The organism is Hymenobacter convexus (assembly GCF_030580955.1).
GTDB lineage: Bacteria > Bacteroidota > Bacteroidia > Cytophagales > Hymenobacteraceae > Hymenobacter.
Genome location: NZ_JAUQON010000001.1, coordinates 453,786 through 468,017 on the forward strand (window position 1 = coordinate 453,786; position 14,232 = coordinate 468,017).

Sequence of the window (14,232 nt, forward strand, 5' to 3'; positions counted from 1 at the left end):
ATTAGGTAGTTGCGAAAGAGGCCGGAAAAATTTATTTTTCCGGCCTCTTTTCATTTCTGCTTATGCGCGCTCTTGTATTGATTCCGCTGCTGGCCCTGAGTGCCGGCATTCCGCCTAAAGCACCCGCAGCGGGCACTCTGTTCAAAGCCAAAATCCTCAACGGCATGAAGGGCGACAGCCTGAGCTTTGTGCTGGCGCCCGATGGCAAAACCGTAAGTAACCTCACCTTCAAAGGCTACTGGCGTTGCGGCGGCAAGCTGGAGCAGCAGCGCGCCGCCGGCCCCACCAAAGGCACATACGCCGTGAGCAACGGCACCATTTCGGGCCGCCTCTGCGAGCCGCCGAACGGCGGGGCCACGGCGTGGTGCTTTGATTTCGGCGGGCAGATTACTGGCAAAACCGCCAAAGGCCGCTTCCGCATGAATATCAATGCCCTGCGTTGCGATTCTTATGAGTTGCAATGGGAGGCCGTGGCCGTGGGCCCGGCCAGATAGGCTATTGCCAAAAACGCCGCTACAGCATCTGTAGCGGCGTTTTTGTAATAAGTAAGCAGGGGCTCATAGCCTGCATCTTCATGTCCGCCGACTTCTGGGCCAGGCCCAGATGCTGCTGCACCACGGGCAGCGCTTGCCGATGAAAGCTTTCAGGTTCAACGGCTTTGCCCGATGCGGGCAGAGGCAGGAGGCTATTTCGCAGCGTCGACGGCTCCCTTCATTTTGGTCACCATGTCGAGGTGCATTTTCAGCATCGGGACGGTTTTGGCGGCGAAGGCTTTGATGTCGGGGTCGGAGGCTTTGATGGAGGCGTCGGTGTACTCCTTCACGTCTTCCTCGTGGTCCTTGAGCATTTCCTTCATGTATTCCTGGTCCATTTTCACGCCTTTCTCTTCGGTCACGTCTTTCAGCACTTTCGCGTGCTCGTCGCCGAGGGTGGTGGGCAGGGTGATGTTCTTCTTGGCGGCCAGGGCCATTAGTTCGGCGTTGCCCTTGGTGTGGTCGTCCACCATTTGCTGGGCGTATTTCTTGGCTTCCGGCGTGATGGCGCGGGCCAGCACCTGCTTGCCCATTTCCACTTCGAGCATGCCGCCGCTGGCGGCCTTGGTCATGAACTCGGAGTCGTAGTCCATTCCTTTTTTCTCCACTTTGCCCACGGCGTCGTTGGCCGTGGTGCTGTCGGCTTTCACTTCATTGGTTTTCTGGGCCTCCTTCACGGAGTCGTTGGAGTTGCAGCCGGCAGCCGCCAAAAGCACCGTAGCGGCGCTGAACAGGGTGATGAAAGAGCGTTTCATGAAGAAATCGGGTTGGTGAAAAGCTAAAATGACAATAGGTACATGAACAAATGCTGAAGCAGCTACGGCAGCTTATCCGCCGCGTCAGCAGCCTCTTTGGCGGCGTCCAGCTGCTCGTCAATCGGCGGGTAGTACTTGGCGGCCAGCGCGCGGATGTCGCCGTCGTAGGCGTCGTCCTTCATGTCGTCGAAGGCATCTTCGTCCTGCTTCTGGATTTTTACGAGCAGAGCCATTACGCGCTTGTCGAGCTGGCTGCCGGTTTGGGTGCTGGCCTCGTGGTAGGCGCTCTGCTCGTCATCGCCGAGGGCCGAGGGCACGGCCAGCTGCTTGGCCGCGGCCAGGGTGCGCAGGGTGGCCAGCAGGTCGAGGCGGCTCTGCACCGCCGCCGTGCCGAAGGCGCGCACGGCCGGCGCCGTGGCCCGGGTCTGGGCCAGCTTGCCCAGCTCGACTTCCAGCAGCGCATTGCTGGTGGCCCGCACCAGAAATTCCGCGTCGGCCTCCTGCTTTTTGGTGATGTCGGCATCGGCAATTTTGTGCTCGTTCAGGGCCGTGGCATCTTTCACGGCGTCTGGGTCGCCGCTGCCATTCGGGGAGCACGCCACCGCCAGCGGCAGGACCGCCAGGCCCAGCAACAGCCCCCGTATGGGAGGCAAAATATTCAGCGAAAGGCGCATGGCAAGTGGTTTTTTGAGAATAAGACGTAAGTTGGCCAGCTATACGCGGGCTTGGGAAGTGGGTTCTTCAAGGATTTAGGCATTTTTTTGAAACCGTGTTAAACCTGAACCGGGAAGCGGCTTCCAACCGGCCACAAACGCAGTACATCTTCTAACATCGTTATATTTTCAATCTTCGCCATGCGTACCTTTTCGCTCCGCTCCCTGACGTTGGCCTGCCTGGCCAGCGGCCTGCTCCTCACCACCGGCTGCAACCGCAAAACCGATGACGCCGCCCCCGACGACATCACCACCGCCGAAGACCGCAGCGAGGACAACATCGAAACCGCCGTGAGCTCCGATGCCAAGCTGGCCGGCCCCGCCGACCCCAACGTCCAGGGCTCAGCTTTCGCCACCACCGAACTGGAGTTCCACGCCCGCTTCGGCGCCTGCGCCACCCGCACCTACGACTACAACGCCCGCACGCTCACCATCGATTTCGGCCCCACCGACTGCCTGTGCCCCGACGGCCGCTACCGCCGCGGCCAGATTCTGGTGCGCTTCACCACCGACGTGCTCACCCGCCGCGCCGGTGCCGTGGTCACCCGCACCAACTACTTTGTGAACAACAACCAGCACACCGCCACCCGCACCTTCACCGACCTGGGCCAGGGCTCGTTCTCGGTCGATGTCACCAACGCCAGCATCATCCGGGCCAACAACGGCGGCACCCACTCCTGGACCGCCAGCTGGACCTTTACCCAGACGGCCGGCTACGGCACGCCCCAGTATTCCGACGACGTGTTTAGTGTAACCGGCTCTTCGGCTGGCACCAACCGCAACAACGTAAGCTACACCACCACCATCCAGTCGCCCCTCATCAAGCGCGGCGACTGTTTCAAATACTTCGTGCAGGGCACCGTCAGCATCAGCAATACCAACGGCAAAACCCTGCTGCTCAACTACGACCCCAGCGGCACCCACGACTGCGACCGTATTGCCAGCGTGACCGTGAACGGCCGCACCCGCACCATCACCCTGCGCTAGGCCATCGGGCTTCGGCCCAACGGTTTCCTGCTGCAAACAAAAGAGCCGTCCCGATTAAGACGGCTCTTTTCATTTGCGGTCAGCATGGGCTGGAAAAACCAGCCGGCGGTGTTCTATTTCCCGGTGAATACCGGCTTGCGCTTCTCACTAAACGCTTTCACGCCCTCCAAGTAGTCCGCCGATTCACCGGCAATCTGTTGGCAATGGGCTTCGTAGTCAAGCATCTCGTCCAGCGTAGAAGCGCCGGCCTTGTTCAGCATCTGCTTGATGAGGCCGATAGACTTAGTGGGGGCCGAGGCGTAGCGGCCGGCCAGCGCATAGGTGGCCTCGTCGAGCTGCTCGGGCGCCACCACCTGGTTCACCAGCCCCAGCCGCAACGCTTCCTCGGCCGGAACTTTCGAGCCCAGGCTGCACAGCTCGAAGGCCTTGAGCGTGCCCACCAGCCGCGGCAAAAACCACGACGAGCCCGAATCCGGCACCAGCCCGATGTTGATAAAAACTTCAATCAGCGAAGCCTCGCTGCTGGCAATGATGGCATCGCAGGCCAGTGCCAGCGAGCAGCCCGCGCCCGCCGCCACGCCGTTAAGGCGCCCAATAATCGGCTTCGGCAGCCCGCGCATGGCCCGGATGATGGGGTTGTAGCGCTGGTGCAGCGAGTCGTAGAAGGAGCGGGGCTTGCCTTCGGCCGCGGCGGCTTCCTGCGCCGCTTTCAAGTCCTGGCCCGAGCAGAAGGCCCGGCCGGCGCCCGTGAGCACCACGGCCCGCACGGCAGCATCGCGCGCCACCTGCTTCAGGGCGTCCTGCAGCTCGTAGCTCATCGGGTCATTGAAGGCGTTGAACACCTCCGGGCGGTTCAGGGTGATGGTGGCCACGCCGTCGGGGCGCACGTCGTAGAGCAGGCTGGTATAGGTCATTTGGTGAATTGGTGGGATTGGGAATTGGTGGAACGGTGAGTTGGCGGAGTGGTAGGTTGATAAATCAAACGCAAGAACGTCATGCAGCTCGCAGCGAAGCATGCGTTCTTGCGGTCGCGTTACGCCCCGCCAAGCAACGCCTCGGCTATTATTAAATCCTCCGGCGTCGTGATTTTCAGATTGCGGTAGTCACCGTCCACCAATTGTACACGGCACAAGTCATCCACCACCGTGGCATCATCGGTAAACGAAGCCAGCTCCGGCATGGCGTAGGCGCGGCGCAACAGGTCGATTTCAAACGTCTGGGGCGTCTGCATCAGGCGCAGGCGGCTGCGGTTTTGCGCGGCCGAGCCGTGCTGCGACACCAGCCGCACCGAATCCTTCGGCATCACGGCGGCGGCGGCGGCAGCATGGGTAGCGGCGGCCGCGTAGGTGCGCTCCACCACCTGGCGCGACACCAGCGGGCGCACCCCATCGTGCACGGCTACGAGGCCTTCGGCATGAGCACTCAGCCCAGCCAAGCCGGCCTTCACCGAGGCCCAGCGCGTGGCCCCGCCCGCCACCAGCCGGTGCGGAATATCCACGCTGAACTGCGCGCACAGCCCCTGCCAGATATCCAACTGGTCGGCGGGCAGCACCACCACAATTTCGCGCACGCCCAGCGCCGGCTCGGCAAAGCGGCGCAGCGTGTGCAGCAGCACGGGCTCGCCGCGCAGCAATAGGAACTGCTTGGGGCAGTCGGAGCCCATGCGGGTGCCGCTGCCGCCCGCCACGAGGATGGCCAGCCGGGGTGCGTGGGGACTAGGAAGCCCGGGCGCTTGCCGGGGAAGGGTAGGGGTTTTCATCGGCGCGAAGTTCTGTATAAAAAAGAACGCCGGAACTCCTGCTGAGGAATTCCGGCGTTCTGAAAAGCTAGCTGCTTGAATCCTTACAGAATCAGCATCGCGTCGCCGTAGCTGAAGAACTTATACTTCTCGGCAATGGCTTGCTTGTAGGCTTCCATCAGCAGCGGGTAGCCGGCGAAGGCCGCTGCCAGCATGATGAGCGTGCTCTCCGGCATGTGCAGGTTGGTGAGCATGCAATTGGCGATTTTGAAATCGTGGGGCGGGAAGATGAACCGGTCAATCCAGCCCTGGGTGGGCTTCATGCGGGCATTGGCCGACACCGACGCCTCCATGGCGCGGATGGTGGTGGTGCCCACGGCGCACACCTTCTTCTTGGCATCGAGGGCCTTATTCACCACCTCGCAGGCCGGGGCCGTCACGATGAAGTTCTCGGAGTCCATCTTGTGCTTGGTCAGGTCTTCCACATCCACCGTGCGGAAAGTGCCCAGGCCCACGTGCAGCGTCACAAACGCCGGCTCCACGCCCTTGATTTCCATGCGCTTCATCACCTCGCGGGTGAAGTGCAGGCCGGCCGACGGGGCCGCCACCGCGCCAATGTGCTCGGCGTAGATGGTCTGGTACCGCTCCTTGTCGGCGGGCTCGGTTTCGCGGTTGATAACCTCTTTCGGAATCGGGGTTTCGCCCAGTTCGTAGAGCGCCTTGCGGAACTCCTCGTCGGTGCCATCAAACAGGAATTTGATGGTGCGGCCGCGCGAAGTCGTATTGTCAATTACCTCGGCCACCATGTCCGATTCGCCGAAGTACAGCTTGTTGCCGACGCGGATTTTGCGGGCGGGGTCCACCAGCACGTCCCACAGGCGCAGCTCCTTGTTCAGCTCGCGCAGCAGGAAAACCTCAATTTTGGCGCCGGTTTTTTCTTTGTTGCCGTAGAGGCGGGCCGGGAAAACTTTGGTGTCGTTGAACACCAAAACGTCGCCCTCGTTAAAATAATCGAGAATATCTTTAAAGTTGCGGTGCTCAATTTGGCCGGTGGCGCGGTGCACCACCATCAGGCGGCTTTCGTCGCGGTTGCGGGCCGGGTGCATGGCCACCAGCTCCTCGGGGAGTTCGAACTTGAACTCATGCAATTTCATCGCCATAGGGCAGGATTGGGGGAATATACGGAATTTTGGGGAGGCAAAAGTACGGCTTTTTCTCGGAGTATCCATTTTTTGGTGAATACTCCGAAGGCGGGGCGTGCTTTCATCGTCAGCAACTTCCCCGCGCTTTCCCGTCTTTTGAACTTGTAAACAAGCTTTACGAGAAACTGCCGCCGTTGGCAAAAGTTATCCGGTGCACTTTTGCAGGTGCCACCGGCGCACCGCCGCTTTTTTCTGCACCTCACCCTTATCCTATGCTCACGCTCCGTCTCGTCTTCGAAAGCTTTCGATTCGCCCTGGATGCCTTAAAGGCCAATTTGTTGCGCACGATACTGTCGCTGCTGGGTGTCACGGTGGGCATTTTTTCTATCATCGCCGTCTTCACCGTCGTCGATTCGCTGGAAAGCAACATCCGCAGCAGCCTCGATTTTGTGGGCGACAAAATTATTTACGTCCAGAAATGGCCGTTTATTTTTTCGCCCGATTCGCCCTGGTGGAAATATTTCAACCGCCCCAACCCCACGCCGCGCGAGTTCCAGCAGCTGCGCCGGCAGCTCGGGCCCAATAATAAAGGCGTAGCCATGTTCGCCGCCAACAGCGGCAATACGCTCAAAGCCGGCTCCAACTCGGTGGCTGACTGCGTGCTGCAGGGCGTGACCTACGATTTCCGTATCGTGAGCAACGTGCCGCTCAAGGAAGGCCGCTATTTCACCACGCAGGAAATGGACGCCGGCCGGCCGGTGGCCATCATCGGCGCCACCATCGCCGAAAACCTGTTTCCCAGCGGCAGCGCCCTGGGCCGGGAGTTCAAGGCGCGTGGCCGCACGTTCACCATCATCGGCGTGATGGAAAAGGAGGGCAAAAAGCTGCTCACCATATCCAGCAACGACGCCAACTGCATCATCCCGTTTAACTTATTCGCCAAGCTGCTTTCCGTAAGCACCACCGGCAAAGGCGGTGGTCCCAGCGTGTCCATCGCCGTGAAGGGCCGCGACGAGGACGCGGGCCTGCTCGATTTGGAGTACGAAATGCAGGGCGTGATGCGCAACATCCGCGGCCTCAAGCCCCGCGAGGAAGACAACTTCGCCTTGAACCGGCCCGAAATGATTGCCTCCGTGATAGGCACCCTTTTCAGCCGTATCGGCGTGATTGGGGCCATGATTGGCGGCCTGGCCACGCTGGTAGGCGGCTTCGGCATTGCCAACATCATGTTCGTGTCGGTGCGGGAGCGCACCAACATTATCGGTATTCAGAAGTCGTTGGGGGCCAAAAACTTCTTCATCCTGTTCCAATTCCTGTTCGAAGCCATTTGCCTGTGCCTCATTGGCGGTGGCGCGGGCATTTTCCTGGTCTGGCTCGTCACCACCATTCCGCAGGATGCCTTACCGCTCACCATGACCACGGCCCGCATCGTGCTGGGCCTGCTCATTTCGGTGGCCATTGGGGTGGTGGCCGGCATTGTGCCCGCAGCCGTGGCGGCCAATCTGGACCCGGTGATAGCCATCAGGGCCAAGTAGGAGCCGGAAACCAAACAAAAGGAACGTCATGCAGCGCGCTGCATGACGTTCTTTAATTTGTGGCGTTTGCGGCGCTTTAACTGTGCCAGCTCAACATCAAGGCGTAATTATGCGTCTCTACGGCACAACCATTTTCCTGCTTGATGGCGCTTCCTTCTTTTCTGAACTACGAAATTCTGGGTAATTCTCTGGGCCAATACCTGTTGGCGGCCTTCATTCTGCTGGTGGGTGCAGCGTTGCGGCGGCTGCTGTCGCGGCTGCTGAGCAAAGTGCTCTTTCGCCTCACCAAGCGCTACACGGCGGGCGTGACCGAGCAGGAACTGCACGAGCTGCTGATTCAGCCGCTGTCGGTGCTGCTGCTGCTGTTCACGGTGTACCTGGCGTTTGGCGTGTTGCGCTATCCCTTGCCGCCCAATGCAGTGCCCGGCGTTGAGCCCTGGCCCAAGGTGGCGCTGCTGCGGGCGTTTCTGCTGGGGGTCATCCTCACCATTACCTGGGTGGTGTTGCGGCTGGTCGATTTTGCTTTGCTGGTGGTGCAGCGCCGCAACGAGCTGCGCCAGACGGCCGGCGCCACGCGACTCGACAACCAGTTTCTGCCTTTCGCCAAGGATTTGCTGAAGGTGCTCATCATCATCATCGGCGTGCTGGTGGTGTTGGGCGAAGTGTTCAACGTGAACGTGACGGCCCTGATTGGCGGCCTCGGCATTGGCGGGCTGGCGGTGGCTTTCGCGGCCAAGGAAAGCCTCGAAAACCTCATTGCTTCCTTCACTATCTTCCTCGACCAGCCCTTTGGCGTGGGCGACCTCGTGACGGCTGGCGACGTGAGCGGCACCGTGGAGAAAATCGGGTTCCGCAGCACCCGCCTGCGCACCGCCGAGAAAAGCTACGTGACCGTGCCCAACAAAAGCATGATTGACAAGCCCCTCGACAACCTCTCGCTCCGCACCTCGCGCCGCGTGGGCTTCACGCTCATCTTCGACCAAAAAACCACCAGCGCCCAGCTCCACGAAATCATTGCCGGCGCGATAACGGCCATGCAAGCCCACCCGCTCGTGACGCAGGACGTGCAGATGAAATTCAACGCCCTCACGCCCGCTGGCCGCGAAGTAACCGTGCAGTACTTCGTCGATACCACGAGCTACGACGAGTACCTCGACGTGAAGGAAGACCTCAATTACCGCATCGTGGAAGTGGTGGAGCAGCACGGCGGCACGTTTGCGGGCACGCCAGTTGTGGCACCGCCCGTGGCCGGTAAGGTTTAAGCCTTATGCTTGGTAAAGAAAAAGGCCACTCGATTGAGCAGCCTTTTTCTTTAAGCAAGGGTTTAGAAACTATTCCTAGCGCCCGCCGAACAAGCCGCCGAGCATGCCGCCCAGGCTGCTACCGCCAAGCAAACCACCGAGGCCGCCGCCGCCCGCGCTGGCCGGCTGCGAATTGGGCCGGCCACCCAGGCCGCCAAGGATGGACATCATCGAGCCCAGGCCGCCGCTGCCAATGGCCGAGCCCTGCTGCGGCAGGTCGGCTTGCGAGTTGCCGCCGCCCATGAGGCCGCCTAGCATGCCACCGCCGAGCAAACCGCCTAGCATGCCACCCAGGCCGCTGTGGGCTGCGCCGCCCAGCAGGCCGCCCAGGCTACCGCCGCCACCCAGGCCGCCCAGCAGCCCGCCGCCGCTGCTCTGGCTGCCGTAGTTGCCGGAATTCTGGCTGCCTCCGCTCATCACGCGCGAAATCACCATGGGGGCCACCACGCCGAGCAGGCCCGTCATCAGGGCGCTTTTGGGGATGCCCACGCTGGAGAGCTTGTCGCCGATTCGGCTGAAGAAGCCTTCTTTGGCGGGGTCCTGCGGGTCGTGGGCCACGGTAGCGGCCTGGTCGACCACCGTTTCCAGGGCCTGCTTCTGCTCCGGATTGATGCCCAGGTACTGCGCCATCTTGCCAATCATGGCCTCCTCGTCGTTGGCGTAGGCGCCATCGGCGCGGGCGAAGCTGATGAGGTCAGTCACGAGCGAGAAGCGCAGGTCGCTGCCTTTCAGGGCGTCGAGGTTTTGCTGGATGCTTTGGTTGTTGGCATCCTGGGCGGCGGCCAGCACTTGCTGCGTGGCGCCACCTGAGAGGCCGGCCTGCTGGGCCAGCGCCTGCAGAAACTGGGTTTCGGCGCCCGAGGCCTGGCGGTCGGCAGTGGCGAGGCTGGCGATGGCGCTCAGGTAAGCGGTTTTCTCTGGTTCGGAGTAGTTCTGGAGGAGTTGCGCGTCCATAGGGAAAGAAAGGTTGGTTGAGTGGAATATTCGATGGCTTAACGGGAGGCGCCCGAATACGTTGCTTGACGGCAACCAGAGACTCGGACGGATTTTTTTGCGCGGTGGGCGTAAATTTTCTGGCCCTGAAAATGAAGTTATTGCCCCGTGAGGGCCGCTTTTGACAGAAAATTCTGGCGCTTAAATCAGGATTTTGTTTGGCGCTTCCAAAATCACCTCCCATCTTTGCAATCCCAAACGGGAACAACGCCACGGGGGATTAGCTCAGCTGGTTCAGAGCATCTGCCTTACAAGCAGAGGGTCGTAGGTTCGAACCCTACATCCCCCACACTGAAAGACAGCCACTTAGCTGCAAAGCAAAGTGGCTGTTTACTTTTGGTACCCACGTTGGTGCCTACTGCCTGCTAGCACATTCGGTGCTTGGATGTATTGGGAGGTTAGCTCAGTTGGTTTAGAGCGCTTCGTTCACACCGAAGAGGTCGAAGGTTCGAATCCTTTACTTCCCACACAAGACCCCTCGGCGTTGCGCGGAGGGGTCTTTTTTATTTTCCTAGTTCACAAAAAAAGCCCCGGCATCGCCGGGACTTTTGCGTTGTCCGTCGCGCTGGTATCAGCGTTGCTTGCGGCCGCCCAGGCTGCGGGTGGGCCGGGTGCCCGGCTGGGCTTGGTTGGCGCGGGGCTGGTCGGCGCGGCTGGTTCCGTGGTCGAGGTCGCGCTCGGGCAAGCCGTTGGGGAAGGTGGGGCTGGTGGTGCCGCCCAGGTGCTTGTTGGTGTAGCCGTTGTGGTAAGCGGGCACGGCCGCCGCGGGCGCCGCGCCGGATTGGGCCGGCAAGCCCGTCGTTTGTGGTATAGGGGTAGGGGGCCGGCGGGGAACCTGGGCCAGAGCCGGGCCGGCAAACAGAGGCAGAACAAGGGCAAGCAGCAGGGGCGTACGCATAAGAGGGGCGATGAGGGACGGTTGGGCTTCGACTTGTACGGTAAAAGGGCAAAGACGGCCACGGCACTTTTCTGCCCCTGCCCCGCCAAACCCCGCCACCCACCTGCCTGTCGGGACTTTTCGTTGCCAGGCAGGTAGGGCGCTGCTGGCAAGGGCGCTTTTGCTGCGCTTGCGGAGCTTGGTGTAGGGAACGTAAAACTACCTGTTTGTGATAATCAGGGGTTTTTACGCTAAACCCCGCTCCACGGGACCACCACCTTTGAGCATCGGGAAAATAGTTTCTCCGACGTAACCTACTCCCCCACAACTACCATGGCATACACCAATGTCAGCATCACCGATTCGACGCCCTACGGCGCGTCGGGCAAAGTCTCGTACGCCAGCATCTTCTGTAGCAACGACGACTACACCGTATCCGCCAACGGCGGAAACTGGACCGCCAGCAGCCGCGGCGTGTGCCTGGTGACCGAAATCTCGGCCACCGTCTTCACGCCGTCCGGGCCGGTTGTGGCGGCCCCGTACACGTCGTCGGGCACCGCCTACAGCCAGTTTGCCATCGTGCAGACCGGCCCTAATTCCTACGCCGTAACCCGCTTGACCCTGGCGGCCGACAGCACGGACGTGGGCGAACTGGAAGCCGAACCCACGGCTCAGCAGAAGTAGCAACGCAGGGGCACGACGTCTCTGCTGCATTAAAAAAAAGCCCCGCCCATCGGCGGGGCTTTTTCGGGTCCTGCAACGCAGTATTAGCTTGTCGGCCCGTTGTCCACGCGCGCCTCGACCACTTGTTGTACCGACGCGGGCACGGCGGACAGGATGTCGTAGCCGGTAGCGGCTTCAATGGCGTCGACGGTGGTGCGGTAGGTACCCCAGCTGGTGCTGATGGCGTTATCGTTGGGCATGTCGACGGCGATAATGCGGGTGCTGGGGCTGACGCGGGCTGCATCGTCGGCGCCGGTGGGCAGCACTACTACTACTTTCCAGCAGCGGGCCGGCACCGCGACGCGGCCCTGGTCGAGGGTGGTGAGGTAGCCATTGCTGCCGGTGCCGCCGCGGCCGTAGGAGCCGGCAATGATATAGACCTCGTTGCCGGTGGCCAGTTGGTTGCGGCAATAGTCTTCCAGGTTGGCCCAGGTTTGCTGGTTGAGGCGCGGGGCCTGGGGCGTCATGTTGGTCATGAGGAAGGTGGCCGAATTATCGGCGACAGTGCTGGTGCGGTCGGCCGAGGGGCAGAGGTGGCCCCGGTCGAAGCCCGAGTTGGTGTAGCTGCTGGCCTGCACCTGGTACCACCCGGCGGGCAGGGTCGCATCGGCGCGAAAGTCGTCCTGGCGGGCGGCGCTGCCGCGCCAGTCGGCGCTCTGGTGCCAGCTTACCCAGTTGGGCGTGCCACGGTCGCGGTGGTAGCTCAGGGCGTATTGGGGTTTTAGCAGCAGGTAGTTGGTGGGCTGGGTGGGGTCGGTGGTGGCGCCGCTGGGGTTGCCGAGGGTGAGGTGCTCGGGAAGCGCAGCGACCGGCATGACCGGACTAGCGGGCGTGGGGAGCACGGCGTCCTTCTGGCAGGCCGCCAGAAATAGCGTGAGGGCCAGAATGGGCAAGCGAAATTGCGGCAGGCGTGTTTTCATAAAAGAGGTTGGCGGAAGAGGATGTCGCCTATTACGTAAGCTGGCAACGGCAGCGATAGATTTGTAGGAACGAAGCTGCGTTGCCCGGTTCAAAAATGGCATGCAGCAATAAATTGCCGGAACATTCCGCGGCTGCCGTGCGGCTTTGCTTTTCGTTTTGCCCCACTTACACCCTTCCGTCGCGCTGCGGCTATTTTGCAATTTGAGCTACTTCATAAAGCGGTTTTTTGTCTTTTGGGGCTTGCTGCTCAGTAGTTTGTTGGCTTGCCCAAGTGCAGCCGCCAGCCCAACCGACAGCCTGCTGACGGAGCTCAACCAGGCGCTGGCCCACAAAAAGGAATACGACGGGCATCGCCTGAATCGCATTGCGGTGCTCACGGCCGATTTTACCGCTTCAGAAGCCCACGACAACGCCCGGTTCGACCTGGCTCTGCGCATCTACGATGAGTACAAGTCGTTTAAATACGATTCGGCCTTTGTTTATTGTCAGAAAATCAGACGATTGGCTAAACAGCTTCGCAGTCCTGAAAAGCTGGAGGTAGCCAAGCTCAAGCTGGCCTTCGTGTTGCTATCATCGGGCCTGTTCAAGGAAACGTTTGAGACGCTCGACAGCATCAACGCGCGCCGCCTCACGCTGCCCGACAAGCAGAGCCTGTATTTTCTGAAAGCGCGGGCCTACAGTGATTTGGGTAATTTCAACCAGGACCAAACCTACCGGCCGGCCTACTACGCCAAAGCCTTGGCTTACGCCGACACGGCCCTGCAGTTTTGCCGCCCGGGCTCCTACGAGTGGCTGGAGGTGCAGGAATTCCGGGCCCTGAAAAACGCCGACCTAGCCGCCGCAGCCGCCGTCTACCGCCAGATTCTGCGGCTACCACGCCTCTCGCTGCACCAGCTGGCCGTGAGTGCCAGCACCACTTCCTACCTCTACGAGCAGGCCGGCCAGCCCGAAAAAGCCTTCGAACTGCTGCTAACATCGGCCATTGCCGACGTGAAGACGGCTACCAAGGAAACGACGGCCATCTTCAAGCTTTCCGACTACTGCTACCGGCAGGGCGACCTGAAAAACGCCTACACTTTCATCCGCGAGGCCCGCGAAAACGCTACCTTCTACAAGGCCCGCCAAAGGCAGATTGAAATCAGCCACGTCTCCTCCATTATCGAAGGGCAGAAAATCAACATCATTGAAAACCAGCGCAAGTCGCTGAAAACTTACGCCATCATCATGACGCTGCTGGCCGGTGTGGTCATCGCCTTCGCGCTGGTGAGCGGGCTGGCCCTGCGCAAGCTGCGCCGGGCCGACCAGCTGATTTTCGCCGCCAACCGGCAGTTGCAGGCCCGCAACGACGAGCTGCACCAACTCAACAGCGGCCTCAACGAAGCCAATACCATTAAGGAGGAGTACATCGGCTACTATTTCCACAACAATTCGCAGTACATCGACAAGCTCGAAACCCTCAAGAAGCGGGTGGAAGCCCTACTCGGCAGCAAGCAATACGCCGGCCTGCAGAAGCTGGTCGATGGCGTGAACATCAAGACCGAGCGCAACGAGCTGCTGAAGGGTTTCGACACGGTTTTTCTGCGGCTGTTTCCGAATTTTATTACGCAGTTCAATGCCCTTTTTCGGGAGGAGGACCGGGTGATGCTGGCCGACGACCAGCTTCTGACCACGGAGGTGCGCATCTTCGCCCTCATCCGGTTGGGCATTAATGACAGCGAGCAAATCAGCCGCATGCTGGGCTATTCCATCAACACGATTTACACTTACAAAACCCGGGTGAAGAACCGCTCGCTGGTGCCCAACGAGGAATTCGAAGCGCGCATTCTAGCTATCGAGGCCGTGTAGATAGTGGGGCGGAAAGCGGGTGCTTTTTCGGTAGAACCGACCAGGAAAACGACAATATCGGGTCGATATTTTTGTTTGCTTTTTATGATTTAGCGTGTTGGTTGATAATTGGTTGACTGTTTGATTGATTAATATTTTTCATATTCGGGCTTGATAAATAACGGGCGGG

General features: G+C 60.5%; 14 protein-coding genes and 2 tRNA genes. 8 read left to right on the forward strand and 8 right to left on the reverse strand.

Annotated features, from left to right (window positions below; all coding sequences use genetic code 11):
* The first annotated feature begins 62 nt into the window (after window positions 1-62).
* Window positions 63-494: a hypothetical protein gene (locus Q4S41_RS01770; RefSeq protein WP_305029415.1), complete on the forward strand. Its 432-nt coding sequence runs from the start codon at window positions 63-65 to the stop codon at window positions 492-494.
* 191 nt (window positions 495-685) lie between these two features.
* Here the strand turns inward: Q4S41_RS01770 and Q4S41_RS01775 are convergent, their stop codons facing one another.
* Together Q4S41_RS01775 and Q4S41_RS01780 are read right to left on the reverse strand one after the other, a co-directional pair.
* Window positions 686-1,288, reverse strand: coding sequence for a DUF4142 domain-containing protein (locus Q4S41_RS01775; RefSeq protein WP_305029416.1), 603 nt, complete (start codon window positions 1,286-1,288; stop codon window positions 686-688).
* A 62-nt stretch (window positions 1,289-1,350) separates the two neighbouring features.
* A complete protein-coding gene (locus Q4S41_RS01780; protein WP_305029417.1) occupies window positions 1,351-1,962 on the reverse strand; it encodes a DUF4142 domain-containing protein in 612 nt (203 codons plus the stop codon).
* Between the two features lie 180 nt (window positions 1,963-2,142).
* On the opposite strand from Q4S41_RS01780, the gene Q4S41_RS01785 reads away from it, so the two are divergent.
* A complete protein-coding gene (locus Q4S41_RS01785) occupies window positions 2,143-2,988 on the forward strand; it encodes a hypothetical protein (protein ID WP_305029418.1) in 846 nt (281 codons plus the stop codon).
* A gap of 113 nt (window positions 2,989-3,101) precedes the next feature.
* Here Q4S41_RS01785 and Q4S41_RS01790 read toward each other — a convergent pair whose 3' ends face one another.
* The 3 genes from Q4S41_RS01790 to queA all read right to left on the reverse strand — a co-directional run bounded on the left by Q4S41_RS01790 (window position 3,102) and on the right by queA (window position 5,880).
* Window positions 3,102-3,902, reverse strand: coding sequence for an enoyl-CoA hydratase-related protein (locus tag Q4S41_RS01790; protein WP_305029419.1), 801 nt, complete (start codon window positions 3,900-3,902; stop codon window positions 3,102-3,104).
* A 119-nt stretch (window positions 3,903-4,021) separates the two neighbouring features.
* Entirely contained in the window at window positions 4,022-4,747 is a 726-nt protein-coding gene (locus tag Q4S41_RS01795) for a 2-C-methyl-D-erythritol 4-phosphate cytidylyltransferase (RefSeq protein WP_305029420.1), read from the reverse strand.
* Between the two features lie 83 nt (window positions 4,748-4,830).
* Entirely contained in the window at window positions 4,831-5,880 is a 1,050-nt protein-coding gene (queA, locus tag Q4S41_RS01800; RefSeq protein WP_305009841.1) for a tRNA preQ1(34) S-adenosylmethionine ribosyltransferase-isomerase QueA, read from the reverse strand.
* 260 nt (window positions 5,881-6,140) lie between these two features.
* Between queA and Q4S41_RS01805 the strand changes: the two genes are divergently transcribed.
* A complete protein-coding gene (locus Q4S41_RS01805) occupies window positions 6,141-7,403 on the forward strand; it encodes an ABC transporter permease (protein ID WP_305029421.1) in 1,263 nt (420 codons plus the stop codon).
* A 143-nt stretch (window positions 7,404-7,546) separates the two neighbouring features.
* Window positions 7,547-8,665 (forward strand): mechanosensitive ion channel family protein, encoded by a 1,119-nt coding sequence (locus tag Q4S41_RS01810; protein WP_305029422.1) that lies wholly within the window; start codon window positions 7,547-7,549, stop codon window positions 8,663-8,665.
* A gap of 75 nt (window positions 8,666-8,740) precedes the next feature.
* Here the strand turns inward: Q4S41_RS01810 and Q4S41_RS01815 are convergent, their stop codons facing one another.
* A complete protein-coding gene (locus Q4S41_RS01815) occupies window positions 8,741-9,658 on the reverse strand; it encodes a TerB family tellurite resistance protein (RefSeq protein ID WP_305029423.1) in 918 nt (305 codons plus the stop codon).
* A 253-nt stretch (window positions 9,659-9,911) separates the two neighbouring features.
* Between Q4S41_RS01815 and Q4S41_RS01820 the strand changes: the two genes are divergently transcribed.
* Window positions 9,912-9,986 (forward strand) — tRNA-Val (locus Q4S41_RS01820).
* Between the two features lie 103 nt (window positions 9,987-10,089).
* Window positions 10,090-10,164 (forward strand) — tRNA-Val (locus tag Q4S41_RS01825).
* Between the two features lie 104 nt (window positions 10,165-10,268).
* Here the strand turns inward: Q4S41_RS01825 and Q4S41_RS01830 are convergent.
* Window positions 10,269-10,595 carry a hypothetical protein gene (locus Q4S41_RS01830; RefSeq protein ID WP_305029424.1) on the reverse strand — a complete coding sequence of 109 codons (327 nt, stop codon included), beginning with the start codon at window positions 10,593-10,595 and terminating at the stop codon, window positions 10,269-10,271.
* Window positions 10,596-10,907: 312 nt separating this feature from the next.
* Here Q4S41_RS01830 and Q4S41_RS01835 point away from each other — a divergent pair, with 312 nt between their 5' ends.
* Window positions 10,908-11,258 carry a hypothetical protein gene (locus tag Q4S41_RS01835; RefSeq protein WP_305029425.1) on the forward strand — a complete coding sequence of 117 codons (351 nt, stop codon included), beginning with the start codon at window positions 10,908-10,910 and terminating at the stop codon, window positions 11,256-11,258.
* 83 nt (window positions 11,259-11,341) lie between these two features.
* Here the strand turns inward: Q4S41_RS01835 and Q4S41_RS01840 are convergent, their stop codons facing one another.
* The gene (locus tag Q4S41_RS01840) at window positions 11,342-12,217 is read right to left on the reverse strand and encodes a DNA/RNA non-specific endonuclease (RefSeq protein WP_305029426.1); all 876 of its coding nucleotides are present in this window, start codon (window positions 12,215-12,217) and stop codon (window positions 11,342-11,344) included.
* A 202-nt stretch (window positions 12,218-12,419) separates the two neighbouring features.
* Between Q4S41_RS01840 and Q4S41_RS01845 the strand changes: the two genes are divergently transcribed.
* Window positions 12,420-14,063 carry a DUF6377 domain-containing protein gene (locus Q4S41_RS01845; RefSeq protein ID WP_305029427.1) on the forward strand — a complete coding sequence of 548 codons (1,644 nt, stop codon included), beginning with the start codon at window positions 12,420-12,422 and terminating at the stop codon, window positions 14,061-14,063.
* Window positions 14,064-14,232: the final 169 nt, after the last annotated feature.